Annotated in this window: 19 protein-coding genes; 13 read left to right on the top strand and 6 right to left on the bottom strand. The window is 72.2% G+C overall.

Annotated elements, in window-relative coordinates; translation table 11 throughout:
• Positions 1–24: 24 nt before the first annotated feature.
• From GLX25_RS12145 to GLX25_RS12125, 5 genes are all read left to right on the top strand, one after another.
• Positions 25–444, top strand: a complete 420-nt coding sequence (locus GLX25_RS12145; protein ID WP_155842719.1) for a hypothetical protein — start codon at positions 25–27, stop codon at positions 442–444.
• 158 nt (positions 445–602) lie between these two features.
• On the top strand, positions 603–1892 hold the full coding sequence (locus GLX25_RS12140) for an ABC transporter substrate-binding protein (protein ID WP_155842718.1): 1290 nt from the start codon (positions 603–605) through the stop codon (positions 1890–1892).
• Between the two features lie 53 nt (positions 1893–1945).
• On the top strand, positions 1946–4027 hold the full coding sequence (locus tag GLX25_RS12135; RefSeq protein WP_240898336.1) for a beta-galactosidase: 2082 nt from the start codon (positions 1946–1948) through the stop codon (positions 4025–4027).
• Between the two features lie 34 nt (positions 4028–4061).
• Positions 4062–4781 carry a ThuA domain-containing protein gene (locus GLX25_RS12130; RefSeq protein WP_155842717.1) on the top strand — a complete coding sequence of 240 codons (720 nt, stop codon included), beginning with the start codon at positions 4062–4064 and terminating at the stop codon, positions 4779–4781.
• Positions 4778–5887 carry a glycerate kinase gene (locus GLX25_RS12125; protein WP_166548770.1) on the top strand — a complete coding sequence of 370 codons (1110 nt, stop codon included), beginning with the start codon at positions 4778–4780 and terminating at the stop codon, positions 5885–5887. Before GLX25_RS12130 ends, GLX25_RS12125 begins: the two co-directional genes overlap by 4 nt.
• Positions 5888–5962: 75 nt before the next feature.
• Here the strand turns inward: GLX25_RS12125 and GLX25_RS12120 are convergent, their stop codons facing one another.
• The 3 genes from GLX25_RS12120 to xylA form a co-directional block, all read right to left on the bottom strand.
• On the bottom strand, positions 5963–6226 hold the full coding sequence (locus GLX25_RS12120; protein ID WP_155842715.1) for a hypothetical protein: 264 nt from the start codon (positions 6224–6226) through the stop codon (positions 5963–5965).
• Positions 6227–6342: 116 nt separating this feature from the next.
• A complete protein-coding gene (locus GLX25_RS12115) occupies positions 6343–7746 on the bottom strand; it encodes a xylulokinase (protein WP_155842714.1) in 1404 nt (467 codons plus the stop codon).
• Positions 7747–7866: 120 nt separating this feature from the next.
• A complete protein-coding gene (xylA, locus tag GLX25_RS12110) occupies positions 7867–9057 on the bottom strand; it encodes a xylose isomerase (protein WP_155842713.1) in 1191 nt (396 codons plus the stop codon).
• A 196-nt stretch (positions 9058–9253) separates the two neighbouring features.
• On the opposite strand from xylA, the gene GLX25_RS12105 reads away from it, so the two are divergent.
• From GLX25_RS12105 to GLX25_RS12080, 6 genes are all read left to right on the top strand, one after another.
• Positions 9254–10276, top strand: coding sequence for a LacI family DNA-binding transcriptional regulator (locus GLX25_RS12105; RefSeq protein ID WP_155842712.1), 1023 nt, complete (start codon positions 9254–9256; stop codon positions 10274–10276).
• A gap of 150 nt (positions 10277–10426) precedes the next feature.
• Complete coding sequence (locus tag GLX25_RS12100) at positions 10427–11719, top strand: ABC transporter substrate-binding protein (protein WP_155842711.1); 1293 nt, start codon at positions 10427–10429, stop codon at positions 11717–11719.
• Positions 11720–11827: 108 nt separating this feature from the next.
• Entirely contained in the window at positions 11828–12835 is a 1008-nt protein-coding gene (locus GLX25_RS12095) for a carbohydrate ABC transporter permease (protein ID WP_155842710.1), read from the top strand.
• Entirely contained in the window at positions 12832–13782 is a 951-nt protein-coding gene (locus GLX25_RS12090; protein WP_155842709.1) for a carbohydrate ABC transporter permease, read from the top strand. Before GLX25_RS12095 ends, GLX25_RS12090 begins: the two co-directional genes overlap by 4 nt.
• A complete protein-coding gene (yicI, locus tag GLX25_RS12085; RefSeq protein WP_155842708.1) occupies positions 13782–15929 on the top strand; it encodes an alpha-xylosidase in 2148 nt (715 codons plus the stop codon). The genes GLX25_RS12090 and yicI overlap by 1 nt, the downstream gene beginning before the upstream one ends.
• 35 nt (positions 15930–15964) lie before the next feature.
• A complete protein-coding gene (locus GLX25_RS12080) occupies positions 15965–17014 on the top strand; it encodes a LacI family DNA-binding transcriptional regulator (protein ID WP_155842707.1) in 1050 nt (349 codons plus the stop codon).
• A 12-nt stretch (positions 17015–17026) separates the two neighbouring features.
• Here GLX25_RS12080 and mdlC read toward each other — a convergent pair whose 3' ends face one another.
• Positions 17027–18658 (bottom strand): benzoylformate decarboxylase, encoded by a 1632-nt coding sequence (gene mdlC, locus GLX25_RS12075; RefSeq protein ID WP_166548769.1) that lies wholly within the window; start codon positions 18656–18658, stop codon positions 17027–17029.
• 97 nt (positions 18659–18755) lie between these two features.
• Positions 18756–19121: a DUF2255 family protein gene (locus tag GLX25_RS12070; RefSeq protein WP_166548768.1), complete on the bottom strand. Its 366-nt coding sequence runs from the start codon at positions 19119–19121 to the stop codon at positions 18756–18758.
• 185 nt (positions 19122–19306) lie between these two features.
• On the opposite strand from GLX25_RS12070, the gene GLX25_RS12065 reads away from it, so the two are divergent.
• On the top strand, positions 19307–20356 hold the full coding sequence (locus tag GLX25_RS12065; protein WP_205719887.1) for a zinc-binding dehydrogenase: 1050 nt from the start codon (positions 19307–19309) through the stop codon (positions 20354–20356).
• Positions 20357–20411: 55 nt separating this feature from the next.
• Positions 20412–20627, top strand: a complete 216-nt coding sequence (locus GLX25_RS12060; protein ID WP_155842704.1) for a cupin domain-containing protein — start codon at positions 20412–20414, stop codon at positions 20625–20627.
• 13 nt (positions 20628–20640) lie between these two features.
• Here the strand turns inward: GLX25_RS12060 and GLX25_RS12055 are convergent, their stop codons facing one another.
• Positions 20641–21528, bottom strand: coding sequence for a helix-turn-helix transcriptional regulator (locus GLX25_RS12055; protein WP_155842703.1), 888 nt, complete (start codon positions 21526–21528; stop codon positions 20641–20643).
• Between the last annotated feature and the right edge of the window lie 48 nt (positions 21529–21576).

Here is a 21576-nt window from a genome sequence, read left to right as displayed (position 1 = left end):
GGCCGATCTGCCATCATCGCCGTCATGGTGACCTTGCGGAGGCTCAGGGCGACGGTTGGCGCGATGATCGCGGCGGCCGCGCTCGCCGGATGCTCGATGGCGGGGGTCGGCTTCGCCGACCTGGAGCGGACCGAGCGCTCGGGCGACGAACTGCCAGCCGCGGCCCAGGCGACGCTGCTCGATTCGATCGATCCGGCGACGAGCCGGTACATCGGCGAGGACGGCGACCTCAGGCTGTGGCTCGCCCGCGGCACGACGCCCGACTCGGTGTGCATCGTCCTCGTCGAGCCGAACGGCGAAGCCGGGGCCGGATGCGGCGGTGCCGGCGGTGTGAGGGTCGGCGGCATGGGCATCGAGGGCGACGGCGAGCTCGTCGTCCAGCCCGACGGCCTGCCTGTTCCGGACGGTGCCGTGGTCATCTCCGAGAACGTCCACCGCACCTGAGCCGCGTCCCGCGGCACTACCCGGGCCCAGCCAGCCAGCCAGCCATCCGATGCGGGGGCGGGTGATTCCGTCCCTTGACGACTGAAACGTTGCACGCTAATGTGCGGGGAAGCGCTTTCCCAGAGCGCCACCCCCACCCCACAGCACGGAGGACGACGATGTTCACGACGAAGAACGGCCGGCACTGGCTCGCCGCGGCGGCGATCACGGGGGCTGCGGCCCTCGCCCTGACCGGGTGCGCGGGCGGCGGCGACGCCGGCGGCGAGTACGACCCCGAGGAGGAGGTGACGCTGAACTTCACCTGGTGGGGCAACGACGACCGCGCCGACCGCTACGGGCAGCTCATCGAGGCCTTCGAGGCCGAGCACCCCAACATCACGATCGACGGCACCTTCACCGACTTCCCCTCGTACTGGGAGAAGCGCAAGACCGAGGCGGCCGGCGGCGGCCTGCCCGACGTCTGGCAGTTCTCCGACTCCTACCTCCGCGAGTACGCCGAGCCCGGACTGCTGCTCGACCTCGAGACGGTCGGCGACCAGATCGACTTCGACGCGTTCGACGAAGGCCTGAAGCAGACCGGCCAGCTGGATGGCACGCAGTACTCGCTGCCGACCGGCTACAGCTCGTGGGCCGTGTTCCTCAACGACGCCCTGCTCGAGGAGGCCGGAGTCGAGCCCTACGAGGGCGGCACGTCGTACGACGAGTACACCGAGTGGATGGCCGAGGTCACCGAGGCCACCGGCGGCGAGGTGTACGGCGGCACCGACATGACCCAGCGCATCCAGACCTTCGAGAACGTGCTGCGCGCGCAGGGCGGCAACCTCTACACCGAGGACGGCGAGCTCGGCTTCACCGAGGACGAGCTCCGCGACTTCTGGAACTCGGGCGCCGAGGCGCGCGACGGCGTCGCGATCCCGCAGCAGCAGCTCGAGGAGATCGCCCCGATCTCGGGCTTCGGCTCGAACCGCACCGCGAGCGAGGCGAGCTGGAGCAACTTCCTCGGCGGCTACCTCGCCGACTCGGGCGCCGAGTCCGTGACGATCGTCGCCCCGCCCATCGACGAGGCCGGCGGGAAGGACCTCTACCGCCAGGCCGGCCTGCAGGTTGCGATCTCGGCCGACACCGACCACCCCGAGGCGGCCGCGCTCTGGCTCGACTTCGTCGTCAACAGCGAGGAGGCCGGTGAGGTCTTCGGCACCACGCTCGGCTTCCCGGCATCCGAGACGAAGCTCGCCGGCACGACGCTCGAGGGCGTCGACGCGCAGGTCGCCGACTACCTCGACTCGGTCGCCGACCGCATCGGCGACGCGCCGCCGGTCCCGGTCGTCGGCTACGGCTCGCTCGAGCAGACGTTCTGGGACCTGGGCAAGTCGATCGGCCTCGGCGCCGTCACGGTCGACGACGCGGTCGAGCAGTTCTTCGCCGAGGCGAAGGTGATCCTCGGCTGACCTGATCCGGCCCCGTGGGCGCCGGTTCCCGCACGGGGGCCGGCGCCCGCGGCATGATTCCCATGTACGGCGGCGAGCGCGAGGCATCCGCCCCGCCCACGAAGACGAGACTCGACGAGGAGACCGACGTGCACTACGGCGCCGACTACAACCCCGAGCAGTGGCCCGAGGAGATCTGGCCCGAGGACGTCGCTCGCATGCGCGAGGCCGGCGTCACGATGGTCAGCCTCGGCATCTTCTCGTGGTCGCGCATACAACCCCGCGAGGGCGAGTTCGACTTCGGATGGCTCGACCGGGTCATCGATCTGCTGCACGAGGGCGGCATCGCCGTCGACCTCGCGACGGCGACCGCGTCGCCGCCGCCGTGGGCCACGGCGAACTACCCCGAGATGCTCCCGCAGGACGAGGACGGGGCCACCTACTGGCCGGGCAGCCGCCAGCAGTTCGCGCCGTCGTCGCCGGTCTACCGGCGGCTGGCGGCCGAGCTCGTCACCGCGCTCGCCGAGCGCTACGCCAATCACCCCGCGATCGTCATGTGGCACGTGAACAACGAGTACGGATGCCACCTGAACTTCGACTACTCGGATGCCGCGCGCGATGCGTTCCGCCGCTGGCTCGCCGATCGCTACGGGGACGTGCCGGCCCTCAACGAGGCCTGGGGCACGGACTTCTGGTCGCAGCGGTACCAGTCCTTCGACGAGGTGTTCCCGCCGCGCAAGGCTCCGTACTCGCGCAACCCCGGGCAGGAGCTCGACTTCCGCCGCTTCACGAGCGACATGCTGCTCGAGTGCTACCTCATGGAGCGCGAGATCATCCGCGCTGCGGGTGCGACGCAGCCGATCACGACGAACTTCATGGGCGCGTTCAAGCCGGCCGACTACGCCGGCTGGGCGCCGCACATGGACGTCATCAGCGACGACTGCTACCCCGACCCGAACGACCCCGAGTCCTTCCGCGCGGCCGCGTTCCAGCGCGACCTCGTGCGCTCCCTGAAGCCCGAGGTGCCGTGGATCCTCATGGAGCAGTCGACGAACGCCCTCAACTGGCGGCCGACGAATGCGCCGAAGGCGCCGGGGCAGATGGCGGCGCTCAGTGCGCAGGCGATCGGGCGCGGCGCCGACGGCATCCTGTTCTTCCAGTGGCGGCAGTCGCGGGCGGGGTCCGAGAAGTTCCACTCGGCGATGCTCCCGCACGCCGGCACCGAGACCCGCACGTGGCGCGAGGTCGTCGCGCTGGGTGAGACGCTCGCCGGGCTGCCCGAACTCCCGTCCGGCGACGCGACGGCGCGCGACGCGCGCGTCGCGCTCGTCTTCGACTGGGAGAACTGGTGGGCCGTCGAGGCCTCCGACCACCCGCAGAACGCACTCGACTACGTCGCCGTGGTCCAGCGCTGGTACCGCGCGCTGCACCGCCGCCACGTGCAGGTCGACGTCGTTCCGGCCGCGCGGGTCGGCGAGGGCTACGACCTCGCGATCGCGCCGCTGCTCTACCTCGTGCGAGAGGCGGATGCCGCCGCGCTCGCGTCGTTCGTCGAGGCCGGCGGGCACCTGCTCGTCGGGCCGTTCAGCGACGTCGTCGACGAACTCGACCGCTTCCGCGACGGCGGGTTCGCGACGCAGCTCGGCCCGCTCTGCGGCATCCGCATCGAGGACTTCGGCGCGCTCGTGCCGACCGATGCCGCGCCCGGGGTGCCGGGGGAGCGCACGGCCCCGTTCGCGGGCGACGGCGACGGCCTCGCCGGGACGGGCACGCTGCTCGCGGAGGAAGTGCACGTCGCCGCCGACGCCCGCGCCGAGGCATCCTTCACCGAGGGGCGCCGCACCGGCGGCGCCGCGCTCACGCGGCGCGAGGTCGGACACCGGGGCGGCACCGCCCGCTACCTCGCCACGATCCCCGACGAGGCCGGCACGCAGGCCCTCGTCGACCGACTCCTCGCGACGACCGGGGTGGAGCCGGTCGTCGCGGGGTTGCCCGAGCACGTCGAGGCGGCGCGCCGCGGCGCGCTCGTCACGCTCGTCAACCACGGCGGGCCGGCCGTGGAGGTCGAGATGGAGGGCACCGACGCGGTGACCGGCGAACGGGTCGAGCGCGTCCGGCTCGCCGCGTTCGACTGGGCCATGGTGGTCGCCGACTGAGGGCCGTACGATGCAGCCGAGCGAGGAGGTTCCGATGCGCGCCCTGATCCTGAGCGGTGCCGGGCGGTACGCCGACCCGTGGCATCCGTACGCCGAGACGAGCTCGCGCCTGGCCGAGCTCGTCGCCGACGCCGGCTTCGACGTCGAGATCCGCGAGGACGTGGATGCCGCGCTCGGCGGGCTCGACGACGACGTGACGCTGCTCGTCGTGAACGCCGGCGACCCGGATCGCTCGAGCGTGGACGGCGAGCCGCTGCCGCCCGACGCCGAGGCGCCCGCGGTCGACGACGGCCCGCTCGCCGCCGCGCTCGAGCGCGGCATCGGCATCCTCGCGCTCCACGCGGCCGCATCGAGCCTGCGCGACCTCGACGCCTTCGACCGCGCGATCGGCGGCCGGTGGGAGTGGGACGTGTCGTGGCATCCGCCGTTCGGCGAGGCGCGCGTGCACCTCGTCGGCAACCACGCCGTCCGCGAGGGCCTCGACGACTTCACGCTCGAGGACGAGCGCTACAGCTCGCTGCTCCTGCACGACGTGATCGAGCCCATCGCGGAGCACGAGCAGGACGGCATCCGGCATCCGATCGTGTGGGCCCGTGAAATCGGACCGTCGCGACTCGTCTACGACGCGCTCGGCCACGACGTGCGATCGTACGACTCGCCCGAGCACCGCGCGCTCATCGCGAACGCCATCGACTGGCTGCGCCACGTGCCGGCGCCCACGGCGGCACGGCCTCCGGCGACGGGCGCCGCGTGAGCCGCCGCATCGTCGTCGCCCCGGACTCGTTCAAGGGCACGGCGACCGCCGTCGAGGCCGCCGACGCGCTCGCGCGCGGCTGGCGTTCGGTCGCCCCCGACGACGAGCTCGTGCTGAGGCCCATGGCCGACGGCGGCGAGGGCACGCTCGACGCGTTCGCGGCCTCGGTCGCGGGAGCCGAGCGCGTGCCCGTCACCGTGCGGGGTCCCGACGACGAGCCGGTGGATGCCGCGTGGCTGCGGCTGCCCGACGGCGGCGCGCTCGTCGAGCTCGCCCTCACGAGCGGCATCACGCTGTGCGACCCGCTCCGCCCGCTCGACGCGCACACGATCGGGTTCGGCCAGGCGATCGCTGCGGCGCTCGACGGTGGTGCGACCCGCGTGCTGCTCGCGATCGGGGGCAGCTCGTCGACCGACGGCGGGGCGGGGGCGCTCGCCGCGCTCGGCGGGCGGTTCCTCGATGCGGACGGCTGGCCGGTCCCCGCCGGCAACCGCGGGCTCGGCGCGATCGTGCGGGTCGACCTGTCGGGCCTGCGCGAACGACCCGCCGGCGGTGCCGCGATCCTCAGCGACGTCACCAACCCGCTGTTCGGGCCGTTCGGCGCGGCGGCGATCTTCGCCCCGCAGAAGGGTGCGGCGCCCGAGCTGATCGAGCCCATGGAACGGAACCTCGGCCGGCTCGTGCGGGCGATGCCGGATCGGGCGGCGTTCGGCGACGCGGCCGGGGCGGGCGCGGCCGGCGGCACCGGGTTCGGCCTGCTCGTCTGGGGCGCGCACATGGCCGGCGGGGCGGCCGCGGTGGCCGATGCGATCGGCCTGGCCGACGCGCTCGCGGGCGCGTCGCTCGTGATCACGGGCGAGGGACGCTTCGACGGGCAGTCCGCCGCGGGCAAGGTGCCGAGCGAGGTCGCTGCCCGAGCGGATGCCGCCGGCGTGCCCGTCGCGCTCGTGGCGGGTGCGATCGACGCCGACGCGTCGGCCTTCGCGGCATCCGCGTCGCTGACCGACCTCGCCGGCGGCGGGGACGCCGCGATGGCCGACCCGCTGCGCTGGCTCGAGGCGGCGGGGGCGGAGCTCGCGCGAACGCTCGGCTCCTCGGCCCCATGAGTGCGCGATTCCGCGACTGGTGCGCGGGGTCGTCCCTGCGCACTCGTCGCGAAACCGCGCACCCGTGACCGGGGCTCAGCCCTTGTGCAGCCCCGGATGCGGCTTCGGCCGCTCGTCCTCGCGCGTGTAGTCCCCGTGCTCCTCGGACGCCGGATGGGTCTCGGGGTGCTCCGCGGTCGACGTGTAGTCGCCGACCACCGATTCGTCCTCCTCGACGCCGTCGGTGCGCGTGTACTCGCCCTCGACGGTCCGCTTCCGCGGCGCTTCGCCCTCGACCTCGGTGTACTCGCCCTCGACGTCGTCGGGATCGGGTCCGCGGACCTCATCGGATTCGGACATCATCATGGTCCTCCTACCTCGTCGGCGGGGCGTCGTCGGACGGCGACGTCCACCGGCCATGCTACGCGCCGAGGCTCGGAGGAGCCCAGCGGGTTCGGTCGGCGGGTCGCGCAGCGTCAGGCCGTCGCGCGCGCCTGCGCGGCGGCGTACCGCCGACGGATCTCCGGCCTCGTGTCGCCGGGCAGCGGCTCGCCGGCCTCGATCGGCCACGCGGGTCGTTCGCCGGTCAGCACCCACGCGGCCTGCCGCGCCGCGCCGTCGGCGACGTACTCGCCCGGGGCCGGCACCACGACCGGCACGTCGAAGACCTGCGTGGCGGCGACCTGCACCGCCGGGTTCTGGGCCGCCCCGCCGATGAGCAGGATGCGCTGGGCCTCGACCCCCTGCCCGCGGACCGCGTCGAGCCCGTCGGCGAGCCCGCAGAGCAGGCCCTCGACCGCGGCCCGCGCGATCGACGGGCGCGTCGTGTTCCGGAGCGTGAGCCCCGAGAACGAGGCGGTCGCGTCGGGGAGGTTCGGCGTTCGCTCGCCCTCGAAGTACGGCACGAGCACGGCGCCGGATGCGCCGGGGTCGGCCTCGAGCGCCAGGCGGCCGAGTTCGGCGTGGTCGACGCCGAGCACCCCGGCGGTCGCGTCGAGCACCCGCGCGGCGTTCAGCGTCGCGATCAGCGGCAGGAACCGCCCGGTGGCGTCCGCGAATCCCGCCACGGTGCCCGATGCGTCGGCGATGGCGGCATCCGTCACGGCGAACACCGTGCCGCTCGTGCCGATCGACACGACGACGTCGCCGGATGCGGCGTCGAGCCCGAGCGCGGCGCCGGCGTTGTCGCCCGCGCCGGGACCGACGAGGATGCCGTCGGGCGTCCGGCCCGCCGCCTCGCCCGGTCCGAGCACGCGCGGGAGGATCGCGTCGTGCCCGAGCGCGCGCACCAGCAGGTCGCGGTCGTAGCCGCCCTCGCCCCAGTACGCGGTGCCGCTCGCGTCGGAGCGGTCGGTCGCGAGCTCCTCGAGCACCGGCCCGAGCGGCGACTCGTCGGCCGGCCCGAAGCCGCGCAGGCGCCAGGTGAGCCAGTCGTGGGGGAGCGCCACGGCGGCGACGCGCGCCGCGTTCTCCGGCTCGGCGTCGCGCAGCCAGCGCAGCTTCGTCGCGGTGAACGAGGCGACGGGCACGACGCCGGTGCGGCGGGCGTATGCGTCGGCCCCGACCTCGTCGATCAGGTCGCGCGCCGCCTGCGCCGAGCGCGTGTCGTTCCAGAGCAGGGCGGGGCGGATGACGCGGCCGTCCGCGTCGAGGACGACCATGCCGTGCTGCTGGCCCGCGATCGAGATCGCCTCGACGCCGTCGAACCCGCCCGCGTCGGCGAACGCCGTCAGCAGGGCACCCCACCACGCGGCGGGGTCGACCTCGGTACCGTCCGGGTGGGCGGCGCGGCCGGAGCGCACGAGCGCACCGGTCGCGGCATCCCGGATCACGACCTTGCACGACTGCGTCGACGAGTCGACGCCGGCGACGAGCGTCATTGCGTTCTCCTTGGAAGGTTGCCGTTGGTCGAGTAGCGCGGAGCGCGTATCGAGACCGCGTGCGTGGTCTCGATACGCTCCTCCGTCGCTACTCGACCACCGGAGTTGTGGACGGGCCGGTCAGCGCGCGCCGAGCAGGTGCTCGGTCGCGAGCTGCTGCAGGCGGACGAATCCGAAGCCCTTCCCGCCGAGGTAGGCCGACGGGTCGAAGTCCTCGTACGCCGAGCGGTCGGCGAGGAAGTCGTCGTAGGTCTCGCCGTCCCCGAGGGTCGGCTGCGCAAGCTCGTCGACGCGCGCCGCGGCGAGCGCCTCCTGCACCTCGGGGTCGGCGCGGAACGCCGCCGCCCGCTCCTTGAGCAGCAGGTAGGTGCGCATGTTCGCCGCGGCCGAGTCCCAGACGCCTGTCTCGTCCTCGGTGCGCGAGGGCTTGTAGTCGAAGTGGCGCGGGCCGTCGTACGCGGGAACGCCGCTGGGGCCGCCGTTCTCGAGCAGGTCGACGAGCGCGAACGCGTTGTGCAGGTCTCCGTGGCCGAACACGAGGTCCTGGTCGTACTTGATGCCGCGCTGGCCGTTGAGGTCGATGTGGAAGAGCTTGCCGTGGTACAGGGCCTGCGCGATGCCCGCGGCGAAGTTGAGACCCGCCATCTGCTCGTGCCCGACCTCGGGGTTGAGGCCGACGAGCTCGGGGCGCTCGAGCGAGTCGATGAACGCGATGGCGTGGCCGAGGGTCGGCAGCAGGATGTCGCCGCGCGGCTCGTTCGGCTTCGGCTCGATGGCGAAGCGGATGTCGTAGCCCTTGTCGGTCACGTAGTCGCCGAGCAGGTTCACGGCCTCGCGGTAGCGCTCGAGCGCCGCGCGGATGTCCTTGGCCGAGTCGTACTCGGCTCCCTCGCGGCCGCCCCACATGACGAAGGTCTTCGCGCCGAGCTCGGCGCCGAGGTCGAGCTGCCGGAACACCTTGCGGAGGGCGAAGCGGCGCACCTGGCGGTCGTTCGAGGTGAACCCGCCGTCCTTGAACACGGGCGCGGAGAAGAGGTTCGTCGTGACCATCGGCACGATGAGGCCGGTGTCGGCGAGCGCGCCCTTCAGCCGGTCGATCTGCGTCTGGCGCTCGGCGTCGGAGGAGCCGAAGGCGAAGAGGTCGTCGTCGTGGAAGGTGAGGCCGTAGGCGCCGAGTTCGGCGAGCTTCTCGACGACGTGCACGACGTCGAGCGCGTTGCGGGTCGGTCCGCCGAACGGGTCGGTGCCGTTGTAGCCCACGGTCCAGAGGCCGAAGGAGAACTTGTCGTCGCGGGTGGGCGCGCTGGCCATGGGTGATCCGCCTTTCAGCGTCATCGATGATTTGTTGGCGAGATAAACATAACCGGATGTCGCGCCGGCGGCAAGTCCGGTTCGGCGCGTCGAGAGCCATTTGTTCCTGAATTCCACAAAACACTTGCGAAACGCTTCGACACCTGCGTAGAGTCCCTCGCAATCAGTCGAAACGCTTCGAGACGATGGAGTCGACATGGCGAAGATCCACGAGGTGGCCCAGGCCGCCGGCGTGTCCATCAGCACCGTGTCGTACGCGCTGAGCGGCAAGCGTTCGATCTCGCCCGACACCCGGCGTCGCATCGAGGAGGCGGCGCGCGAGCTCGACTACCGGCCGAACGCCGGTGCTCGCATGCTCGCCGGCCGCCGCACGCAGATCTTCGCGCTCACCGAGCCGTTCCGGGCCGACACCCACGCGCCCGCGCACATGGCGTTCGTGCTCGCGACCTCCATCGCGGCGCGCAGGTACGAGTACGACATCCTGCTCCTCACCGAGGAGGAGGCGTCGGCCGGCATGCGCAGGGTCGCCTCGAGCGGGCTCGCCGACGGCGTGCTCGTGCTCGACGTCGCTCCCGACGACGAGCGCGTCGACCTGGCCCGGCGCATCGCGCTGCCCACCGTGTTCATCGGCGTGCCCGACGACCACGAGGGCCTCGTCTGCGTCGACCTCGACTTCGAGGCCGCCGCGGCGCTCGCCGTCGACCGGCTGGCCGACCTCGGCCACCGTTCGATCGGATTCGTCGGGCACCCGCCGACCGCGTACGAGAAGTCGAACTTCCCACCGCGCGTGCGGCGGGGGCTCGAGGCCCGGGCCGCCGAGCGGGGGCTGGACTGCACGACCGTCCTGCCCGAGTCCGACGGCCCGCGCCGCGCGCCGGTCCGCGAGGCCGTCCGCGACCTCGTCGAGGCCGGTGCGACCGCGCTCGTGCTGCACTGCGACGACACGAGCCACGCCGTCGCACTCGACGAACTCGCGACGCTCGGCCGTCGCGTGCCCGAGGAGGTGTCGGTCGTCTCCGTGGGGGCGACCTTCGACACCTCCGCCTTCCACCCGCCGATCGACTCCGTCCCGCTCGTGCCGAGCGCGTCGTGCGAGCTCGCGGTCGAGCTCGCCATGCGCATGGTCGACGGCGGCGAGGTCCCGGCGGCCGTCCACCTGATCGCCCCCGAGTACCGGGCGCACGGCTCGACCGCGCCGCCCGGAGGCGCGTCGGACTGACGGACCACCGCGGCCACGCGGCATCCGTTCGCCCGTCATCGAAGCGCTTCGACAACTCGCCCGACCCGACCCGACACCACCACCACCGAATATCCCCGGCACCCGCCACCCCCGCCGGGAACCGCACCACCCACACCAGGAGAGGTAGCAATGAAGCACACCAGAACCCTCGCCGTCGCGGCCTCGGTCGCCGTCGCGGCCCTCGCCCTCAGCGGCTGCTCCGGCAGCGACGCCGGCGGCGACGAGAACACCCTCCGCCTCTGGCACTACGAGGGCGCCGACTCGGCCATGGGCATCGCCTGGGCCGAGGCGATCGAGGTCTTCGAGGAGGAGACCGGCGCCACCGTCGAGTTCGAGGAGAAGAGCTTCGAGCAGATCCGCTCGACCGCCAGCCAGGTCCTGAACTCCGACGAGGCGCCCGACCTCCTCGAGTACAACAAGGGCAACGCGACCGCGGGCCTGCTCTCGAGCGAGGGCCTGCTCACGCCGCTCGACGACGTCGTCGACGAGTACGGCTGGGGCGACCAGCTCGCGCCCGCCCTGCAGACGACGGCGAAGTACGACGAGAACGGCATCATGGGCTCGGGCAGCTGGTACGGCGTGCCGAACTACGGCGAGTTCGTGCAGGTCTACTACAACAAGGACGCGTTCGCCGAGGCGGGCGTCGAGGTGCCGACGACCTTCGCCGAGTTCGAGGACGTGCTCCAGGCCTTCGCCGACCAGGGCACGACGCCGCTCGCCGAATCGGCCGCCGAGTACCCGCTCGGCCAGCTCTGGTACCAGCTCGCCCTCGGCGAGGCCGACCGGCAGTTCGTGAACGACTACCAGCTCTACGAGAACCCGATCGACTGGTCGGGCGACGAGATCTCCTACGCCACCGAGACCGTGAAGGACTGGGTCGACGCGGGCTACATCTCGACGGATGCCTCCGGCCTCAAGGCCGAGGACGCCGGCGTGAGCTTCATCAGCGGCGACGCCCCGATCTTCTACTCGGGCAGCTGGTGGTACGGCCGCTTCGTGAACGAGATCACCGACTTCGAGTGGGGCACGTTCCTCTTCCCCGAGGCCGAGCTCTCGCCCGGTTCCGCGGGCAACATGTGGGTCGTCCCCGAGCGGGCGCAGAACAAGGAGCTCGCGTACGAGTTCATCGACATCACGATGCGCCCCGAGATCCAGGCGCTGCTCGGCAACAACGGCGGCGTGCCCGTCGCCGCCGAGGAGGCCGACATCACCGACGAGAAGTCCCAGGAGCTCATCGCGAACTTCAACGCGCTGAACGAGATGGACGGCATCTCGTTCTACCCCGACTGGCCCACGCCGACGTTCTACGACGAGCTGAACGCCGGGCTCCAGGAGCTCGTGAACGGCACGAAGTCCCCGTCCGAGGTGCAGCAGCAGCTCGGCGAGCAGTACCAGTCGGGCGTCGACGACATCGTCGGCTGACCGGCTCGGATGCCGCGGCGAGTGCGTGCGCCGCGGCATCCGCCCCTCGGGGCCACGCCCCACCCGGGCCGCAGCGCGGCCCGCCCGGACCACCGGAAGGAACCACCCATGTCAGCCCTCGACACCAGGGCCGCGACGACGATCGAGGCGACGGATGCCGCCGGCGGCGGCCGCAGGTCGCGCCGCAGCCCCGCGGGGCCCGAGGACGGCCTCATCCCCGGCGCTCGCCGGAGCACCTACTGGCTCTACCTCGTGCCGGGGCTCGCGCTCCTCGCCGTGATCGTCGTCGTCCCCCTCGTCTGGAACGTCTACCTCACGTTCACGGAGTACCGCGGCATCCGCCCGCCCGAGTGGATCGGCCTCGAGAACTGGGTCGAGCTCATGGGCGACCGCGTCTTCTGGACGAGCTTCGGCAACTCGATCGCGATGATCCTCGCGATGGTCATCGTGCCGACGCTCCTCGGACTCCTGCTCGCCGCGATGCTGTTCGACCTCATCGGGCGCAAGTTCGGCGGGAAGCTCGCGAGCTTCCTGCGCGCGACGTACTACCTGCCCCAGATCCTGCCCGCCGTGATCGCGGCCATCGTGATCGGCTGGATCCTCCGGCCGCAGAACGGCGCGCTCAACCAGGTGCTCGAGGCGATCGGCCTCGGCGACCTCGCCCACAACTGGCTGGGCAGCCCCGATACCGCCCTGCCGAGCCTCATGGTCATCATGGTCTGGGTCCAGCTCGGCTACCCGATCGTCATCTTCATGGCCGCGCTCCAGCGCGTCGACCCCGAGCTGTACGAGGCCGCCGAGCTCGACGGCGCGAACTGGTTCCAGCGGTTCCGCGCGATCACGCTCGGCATGATCCGCCCCGAGATCTTCGTCGTCACCCTGACCTGCACGATCGCGGCGCTCAAGGTGTTCGGCCCGGTCTACGCCCTGACCGGCGGCGGGCCGGGCACGTCGACGATCGTCCCCGCCTACTACGCGTACAGCGAGTTCTTCCAGTCGCAGCAGGTCGGCTACGGCGCGACCATCGCGACCGCGCTCACGGTCGTGATCGCCGCGGTCAGCGTGCTGTTCATCCTCGCCCAGCACCGCATGGAGAAGAAGGAGGCCGAGCGATGAGCGCCATCATCGAGGAGCTCGACCCCGAGCGCCGCGACGTCGAACTGCCGACGGATGCCGCGCCCGAGCCCGACGCGGAGCGCCCGCGCCGAGCCATCCGCTCGCGCCGCCCCGGCGGCCCGAACAAGCGCAAGCCGGGCGACTGGCTCGTGCTCGCCGTCGCGGTCGTGCTCGGCTTCTTCATCGCCGTCCCGTTCCTGCTGATCCTGGTCAACTCGTTCAAGTCGCCGGCCGACTACAACACGTCGGGTCCGCTGACCCTGCCGACCGAGTTCTACTTCGATGGCATCGTCGCGTTCTGGGAACGCGTGAACTTCCCCGAGAAGCTGTGGAACTCGGTCTTCATCTCCGGCCTCGTCGCGGTCTTCGCGGTGCTCATCTCGATGTTCAACGCGTTCGCGCTCGGCATCGGTCGCGTGAAGGGCCGGCTCTGGATCGTCGTGCTCATCCTGCTGGCGAACATGCTGCCGCAGGAGGTGCTGCTCTACCCGCTCTACTTCATGTTCAAGGAGGCGGGGCTGTACGACAGCCAGTGGGCGGTCATCATCATCTTCACCGTCATCCAGTCGGCGTTCGGCACCTACCTGCTCGCGTCCGTCTACTCGACGTTCCCGAGGGAGCTGCTCGAGGCGGCCTCGCTCGACGGCGCCTCGCGCTGGCAGATCCTCTGGCGCGTGGTCTACCCGATCTCGCGGCCGACGCTGTCGGTGCTGCTCATCTTCTTCTTCATCTGGACCTGGAACGAGTTCCTGATCCCGCTGACGTTCCTCGTGTCGAATGCGACGCAGACGGTGCCCGTGGCGATCACGGTGCTCCAGGGCGACCGGCTGATGGACGTCACCACGACGAGCGCGTCGGCCCTGCTCGGGCTCATCCCGACGCTCGTCTTCTTCCTCATCTTCCAGCGCACCCTCACGCGCGGCATCACGGCAGGAGCGGTCAAGTAATGAAGTTCACCGACGGGTTCTGGCACGTCCGCCCCGGCGTCGAGGCGCTGTACGCGCAGGAGGCGCGCGACCTCGCGGTCGAGCGCGGGGCCGACGGCCGCGACGAGCTGGTCGTCTGGGCGCCCACGCGTGTGATCGCCGCACGCGGCGACACGCTCAACCGGCCGATGCTCACGGTCTCGCTCGCGAGCCTCGCCGAGGGCGTCATCCGCGTGCGGGTCGAGCACCACTGCGGAACGCCGCGCGACGTCGGGTTCGACCTGGCGACGGATGACGCGTACCGCGCCGCGATCTCGGTCGACGACGACGGCGGGGTGGTCGACGCGGGTCCACTGCGCGCCCGCATCCGCCGCGGCGCCCCCTGGGAGCTGACGTTCGAGGATGCCGCCGGGTCGCCGCTCACCACGAGCGGCCACAAGTCCGTCGGCTACCTGAAGCTCGCGCCCGGGGCGCCGGTCGCGGCCGAGCCGACGGGCGTGACCGGCATCACGACGACGGGGCTCGCCGAGGCATCCGCCTACCTGCACACCCAGCTCTCGCTCGGCGTCGGCGAGCTGGTCTACGGGCTCGGCGAGCGGTTCGGGCCGCTCGTGAAGAACGGGCAGACGGTCGACATCTGGAACGCCGACGGCGGGACGTCGAGCGAGCAGGCGTACAAGAACGTGCCGTTCTACCTCACGAACCGCGGCTACGGCGTGCTCGTGAACCACGCGGGGCACGTGTCGTTCGAGGTCGGCTCGGAGGCCGTCGAGCAGGTGCAGTTCTCGGTCGCGGGGGAGTGCCTGGAGTACGTCGTCATCGCCGGCCCGACGCCGGCCGAGGTGCTCGATCGGTACACCAGGCTCACCGGCCGCCCCGCGCGCGTGCCCGACTGGTCCTACGGCCTCTGGCTGTCGACGAGCTTCACGACCGACTACGACGAGGCGACCGTCAACGCGTTCATCGACGGCATGGCCGATCGCGACATCCCGCTCGAGGTGTTCCACTTCGACTGCTTCTGGATGCGCGAGTTCCACTGGACCGACTTCCAGTGGGACCCGGCGGTCTTCCCCGACCCCGAGGGCATGCTCGCTCGGCTCCACTCGCGCGGGCTGCGGGTCAGCGCCTGGCTGAACCCCTACATCGCGCAGCGCTCGCAGCTGTTCCGCGAGGGGCTCGAGCGCGGCTACCTCGTTCGACGTGCGGATGGCTCGGTGTGGCAGTGGGACCTCTGGCAGGCCGGCATGGCGCTCGTCGACTTCACGAACCCCGACGCGACGCGCTGGTTCCAGGAGCACCTGCGCGGGCTCATCGCGCAGGGCGTCGACGCCATCAAGACCGACTTCGGCGAGCGGATCCCCATCGACGTGGTCTGGCACGACGGCAGCGACCCCGAGGCGATGCACCACCGCTACACCGACCTCTACAACCGCGCCGTGTTCGAGGTGCTCGAGGCGGAGCGGGGGGCGGGCGAGGCGGTGCTGTTCGCCAGGTCGGCGACGGCCGGCGGCCAGTCGATGCCGGTGCACTGGGGCGGCGACAACTCCTCGACGTTCACCTCGATGGCCGAGAGCCTGCGCGGCGGGCTCTCGCTCGCGCTCAGCGGCTTCGGCTACTGGAGCCACGACATCGGCGGGTTCGAGGGCAGCCCCGACGCGGCGGTGTTCAAGCGCTGGCTCGCGTTCGGCCTGCTCTCGAGCCACTCGCGGCTGCACGGATCGACGAGCTACCGGGTGCCGTGGGCGTTCGACGACGGCGAGGAGGCGCCCGGCCAGTCGGCCGTCGAGGTCGCGCGCACGTTCGCGAAGCTCAAGGCGTCGCTCCGGCCCTACCTGGTCGCGGCCGGCGAGGAGGCGCACCGCATGGGCACGCCGATCATGCGGCCGATGCAGCTGGCGTTCCCCGGCGACCCCGCTGTCGCGTACCTCGACCGGCAGTACCTGCTCGGACCCGACCTGCTCGTTGCGCCGGTGTTCTCGGCGTCGGGCGACGTCGAGTACTACCTGCCGGCGGGCACGTGGACGAACTGGTTCACGCGCGAGCGCGTCGAGGGCGGCGCCTGGCGGCGGGAGCGGCACGGGTTCGACACGGTGCCGCTGTGGATCCGCGGCGGCGCGGTGGTCCCGGTGGTCGACGAGGACGGGACGCCGGACGTCGTGCGCGGCTGAGTGCGCTCCGTAAGTTTCGACGCTAGAATCGAAACATGACAACGGATGCCGCGCCGGAGCGCGTCACGCTCGCCGACATCGCGTCGGAGGCGGGCGTCTCGCTCGCGACGATCTCGAAGGTCCTGAACGGCCGGTCGGATGTCGCGGCCGCGACCCGCGCGCGCGTCGAGCAGGTCCTCGCCGACCGCGGGTACCGGCGTCGGGGCGGCGGCCGGTCGGAGGCGCGCGCCGAACTCCTCGAGCTCGTCTTCCACGAGCTCGACCCGATCTGGTCGATGGAGGTCATCGACGGCGTCGAGTCGGTCGCCAAGCAGCACGGGCTCTCCGTGGTGCTGACGGTGAGCGGCACCCGGCACTCGCCCGACCCCGACTGGGTCGAGGGCGTCATGCGCCGGCGCCCGGTCGGCGTCGTGCTCGTGTTCAGCGACCTGGCGCCCGAGTACCACGAGCAGCTCCACTCGCGGGCCATCCCGTTCGTCATCGTCGACCCGGCGGGCGACCCCTCGCCGGACGTGCCGTCCGTCGGCTCCGCGAACTGGTCGGGCGGGCTCGCCGCGACGCGGCACCTCATCGAGCTCGGCCACCGGCGCATCGCCGCGATCACGGGCCCGGCCGACATGATGTGCTCGCTCGCGCGCATCGACGGCTACCGGTCGGCGATGAACTCCGCCGGGCTCCCGATCGACGAGGACTGGATCCGGTTCGGCGACTTCCACGTCTCCGGAGGGCGCGACCGCGCCCGCGAGCTGCTCGATCGCGACGACCGCCCCACCGCGATCTTCGCCGGCAGCGACATGCAGGCGCTCGGCGTGCTCGAGGCGGCGCGCGAGCGCGGTATCCGCGTGCCCGAGGACCTCTCGGTCGTCGGCTACGACGACATCCCGCTCGCGCGCTGGCTCACACCGAAGCTCACGACCGTCCACCAGCCGCTGCGGCGCATGGGCGAGGAGGCGGCGCGCCTCGCCATCCGCCTCGCCGAGGAGCCGCTCGACCCGGGCGCACCGACGCCGCGCATGGATCTCGCGACGAGCCTGGTCGTGCGCGACAGCACCGCCGTGCCGGCGGCGCCGGCTGCCGCAGGCTGACGCCCCGGCGGGCTAGAGCAGCGAGGGCACCGTCGGCGTCACCGGCACGACGATGACGGAGGGGCCGCGGTGCTGGAGCGCGTGCGCGATGGCCGAGCGCACCGCGTCCTCCGAGTCGGCCTCGACGCCGCGGCATCCGTAGCCCTTCGCGAGCGAGACGATGTCGAGCCCGGGGATGTCGAGGCCCGGCACGCCGGGCGTCTCCTCGAGCTCGGCGAAGGACTTGAGGATCGCGTACTCGCCGTTGCGCGGCACGACGACGATCAGGTGCGCGTCGTGCTGCGCCGCGGTCCAGAGCGCCTGGATCGAGTACTGCAGCGAACCGTCGCCCATCACGGCGAGCACCGGGCGGTTCCGGCCCGTCGTGCGCTCCGCGATCGCGATGCCGACCGAGGCCGGCAGGTTCCAGCCCAGGCTGCCGGAGGCGAACGTGAAGAACGTGTCGGGCACCTCGATGGGCCACGCGGCGTGCAGCTCGGCGAGGTTCGACGGCGACTCCTCGACGAGGACGGTGTCGGGCGGGGTCGCGTCGCGCAGGGTGCGGAACAGCTGGAGCGGGGTGAGCACGCCCTCGGGCGCCGCCTGCTCGGCGTCCGCGGAGACCGGGGTCGGGGCCATCCGGTGCGGCTGCGTCTCGACGGTGCGCATGGGTGCCGGGCGGGCCTCGATGATCTCGGTGAGCGCCTGCATCGTGAGCAGGGGGTCGCCGAGCAGGCTGTCGCCGACCGGGGCCTTCGCGGTCTCAGCCGGGTCGTCGGAGACGTGCAGCAGGTGGAGGCCGTCGGGCAGGTAGTGGCCCGCGACGTACGGGTAGTAGCGGAAGACGGGCGCGCCGATGACGATCGCGACGTCGTGCCCTGCCAGCTTCTCGGCGAGCGGGCCGATCGCGAACGGCAGGCCGCCCGCGTACAGCGGATGGTGCTCGGGGAACGGCGCGCGCTCCGAGGCCGGTGCCGCCCAGACCGTGGCGTTCAGCCGTTCGGCGAGCGTGACCGCCTGGTCCCACCCCTGTTCGCGGGCGATCGAGGCGCCGAGGATCAGGGCCGGATGCGTCGCCGACGACAGGCGCACGGCGAATTCCGCGATGCGCGCAGGGTCGGGCGCGATCCGGTTCGCGACCCGGCGGACGACCGCTGGACCGTCGGCCTCGCGATCCCAGTCGTCCAACGGGATCGAGAGGAAGACGGGACCCTGCGGCGGCTGCGTCGCGACCGCGTAGGCGCGCATGAACGCGGCCGGCACGTCGCCGGCGCGCACCGGTTCGTAGCTCCACTTCACCCACGGCTTGGGCAGCACCGACGGCTCGATGTTCGTGAGCCACGGCTCCATCAGCAGCATGTCGCGCGTCTGGTTGCCCGCCGTCACGATGAGCGGCGTGCGGTTCATGAACGCCGTCAGGATGTTCGACATCCCGTTGCTGAGGCCCGCCGACGTGTGCACGTTGACGAGCGCCGGCACGCGCGTCGCCTGCACGAAGCCGTCGGCCGCACCGACGGCTGCGGCCTCGGCGAGCGTCTGCACGTAGGTGAAGTCCGACGGGAAGTCCTTCAGGAAGGTCTCCTCCGTCGAGCCCGGGTTGCCGAACACGGTCGTCAGGCCCAGATCGCGGAACAGTTGGAACGTCGCTTCTCGCACGGTGACCACGTCGCCTCGCCCCCTCGGCTTTCCCGGCGGTCTCGGCGCACACCCTGCCAGAGCGGTGCGGATGCCGCAACGGCCCCAAGGCCCGCGAGGCCTCCGATCAGCGCGGCTCGACGCGCAGCGTGGTCTCGGTGGCCGGGCTCGTGATCATCGCCTGCGTCGAGCCGCCGCCGCCGTACTTCCCCAGGTAGGCGGCGTCGATCTCGGCGTCCTTGGAGGCGTCCGGCGCGAACGAGACGTCGACCGTCCTGCCGCCCCAGGTGATCGCGCCCTCGTCGTGTCGACGGACGGCTCGATACCACTGGCCGTCGGGTCCCTTGTACGAGCGCAGGTACAGGGCGCCGTCGACCACGACCCCCCAGACGATCGTCGGGGTCCGCAGCGAGCCGTCGGCGCGGCGTCCCGCGACCCGGATCTCGCGGACCCGATCGAGGGAGGCGAGTTCGTCGGTGGTCCAGGTCGGCATGGGCGTCCTCTCTCGTCGTGGCGGATCGCATCCCATCCTCCCGCCGACGAAGCGTGCGGAGGGAGGCACTGCCGGTACCTGTCACGGCAGTGACTCCCGCGCGCGCGTCAGGCGCGGTCGGATGGAGGCACGGCCCGGGCGCGAGGCGCCCGCGGCATCCATCCGAGAAGGAGACGAACCACCCCATGAAGGCCACGTTCATGTACGGCGCCGGCGACGTCCGCGTCGAGACGGTGCCCGACCCCGTGATCCAGCAGCCCACCGACGCCATCGTCCGCGCGGTGCGCGCCTGCGTGTGCGGCAGCGACCTGCACCCGTACCACTCGATGCCGCACGCCGAGCACGGCGCAGCGATGGGGCACGAGCTCATCGCCGTCGTCGAGGAGATCGGCGCCGGGGTCACGACGGTCCGGAAGGGCGACTTCGTCATCGTGCCGTTCGCGTTCAGCGACAACACCTGCCCGTTCTGCCGGGAGGGCGTCCACACCTCGTGCCCGCACGGCGGGTTCTTCGGACCGGCGTCCGGCAGCGGCCTCCAGGCCGAGCTCGCCCGCGTGCCCCAGGCCGACGGCACCCTCGTCGTCGTTCCGGACCTCGACCCGGCGTCGGCGTCCGAGCCGCTGCTCGCCTCGCTCCTGACCCTCTCCGACGTCTACCTCACCGGCTACCACGCCGCGCACATGGGCCGGGTCGCCCCGGGCAGGACCGTCACCGTGATCGGCGACGGCGCGGTCGGCCTCTCGGCCGTGCTCGCCTCGCGCCAGCTCGGGGCGGAGCGGATCATCCTGATGGGCCGCCACGCGTCGCGCACCGACCTCGGGGTCGCGTGGGGCGCCACCGACGTCGTCGCCGAACGCGGCGACGAGGGCATCGCGAAGGTCATGGATCTCACGGGCGGCGAGGGCAGCCATGTCGTCCTCGAGGCCGTCGGCCACATGCCCGCCTACGAGCAGGCCTACGGCGTGGTCCGCGCAGGCGGCGTGATCTCGCGGGTCGGCGTGCCGCAGTACGAGGCGGCGCCGATCGGCTTCGGCTCGCTGTTCGGGAAGAACGCGACCCTGACCGGCGGTCCCGCCCCGGTGCGCGCGTACCTCGAGCCCGCGATCCGGCAGGTGCTCGACGGCGAGATCGACCCGGGGCGCGTCTTCGACCGCACGGTCGGGATCGACGACGTCGCCGCAGGCTACGCCGCCATGGACGCGCGCGAGGCGCTGAAGGTCATGGTCGGGTTCTGAGCCGGATGTCCCGGCTGATCGCCCGCGACGGCACACGATACGAGAGGACCCCGTCATGAGCACCGAGAAGCTCCCGAACCATCCGACCGCCAAGGGCCCCGAGGCGTGGTTCACCGGCGACGTCTCGCCTGCGGGCGAGTGGCACTGGCACGGGGCATCCGCCGAGCAGTTCATGTGCCACCTCGCCCTCTGGGAGGCGCCCGACCCGGAGTCGGGAGAGCCCGAGACCGAGTGGGGCGAGCTGCTCACGGCCGAGGAGTACCCGGGCTGATCGCCCGTCCGGTTCAGGCGGTGGGTGCACCGGCATCCGCCGCCCGGAACTCGGCGGCATGCGTGGCGGCCCACGAGGCGAGCAGCCTGAGCCCGTCGGCCGACGGCGATCCGGCCGGGGCCGTGTACACGTTGAGCACGAGGCCGGGCTCGCTCGGCAGGTCCATCGACTCGTAGTCGAGGTCGAGGTCGCCGATCACGGGGTGGTGCAGGCGCTTGCGCCCGCTGCGGTGGAACTTCACGTCGCGCGACGCCCATCGCTCGCGGAAGAGCTCGCTCTGCGTCGAGAGCTCGCCGACCAGCTTCACGAGCTCGGGGTCGTGCGGGTGCTTCCCCACCTCCATCCGCAGCATCGCGGCGGCGTCGTGCATGACGAGGTCGTGGTCGCGCCAGAACTCGCGCGCGGCGGGGTTGAGGTAGGCGAAGCGGGTCGTGTTGACGGGGCGGTGCGGGTCGTCGAACACGGGTGCGTAGAGCGCCCGGCCGAGCAGGTTCGCGGCGAGGACGTCGTGCCGGCCGTTCCGAACCCAGGCGGGCGCCTCGGTGAACGCGTCGAGCACCTGCTGCACGGCCGGCCGCACGCCGACCCTGGGCTTCGCGGCGCGTCGCGGCGCCGGACCGGCGGCGCGCGCGAGGTCGTACAGGTACTGCCGCTCGGCCTCGTCGAGCTGGAGGGTGCTCGCGAGCGCGTCGAGCACGCTGTCGGACGCTCCGGCGAGGTTGCCGCGCTCGAGGCGCACGTAGTAGTCGACCGACACGCCGGCGAGCATCGCGACCTCCTCGCGGCGGAGGCCCTTCACGCGGCGGTTCCCGCCGTACGCGGGCAGTCCCGCCTGCTCCGGAGTGATGCGAGCGCGGCGCGTGCTCAGGAACTCCCTGATCTCGGCGCGGATGTCACCCATGCCCCCAACGGTAGGCCGGATCGGGCCGGTGAGGGAGGGACTGCGAGT

Source organism: Agromyces luteolus, from assembly GCF_009729855.1.
Lineage (GTDB): Bacteria > Actinomycetota > Actinomycetes > Actinomycetales > Microbacteriaceae > Agromyces > Agromyces luteolus.
Note: the sequence above shows the minus strand (reverse complement) of the source record. Positions and strands in the feature narration are given on the sequence as shown.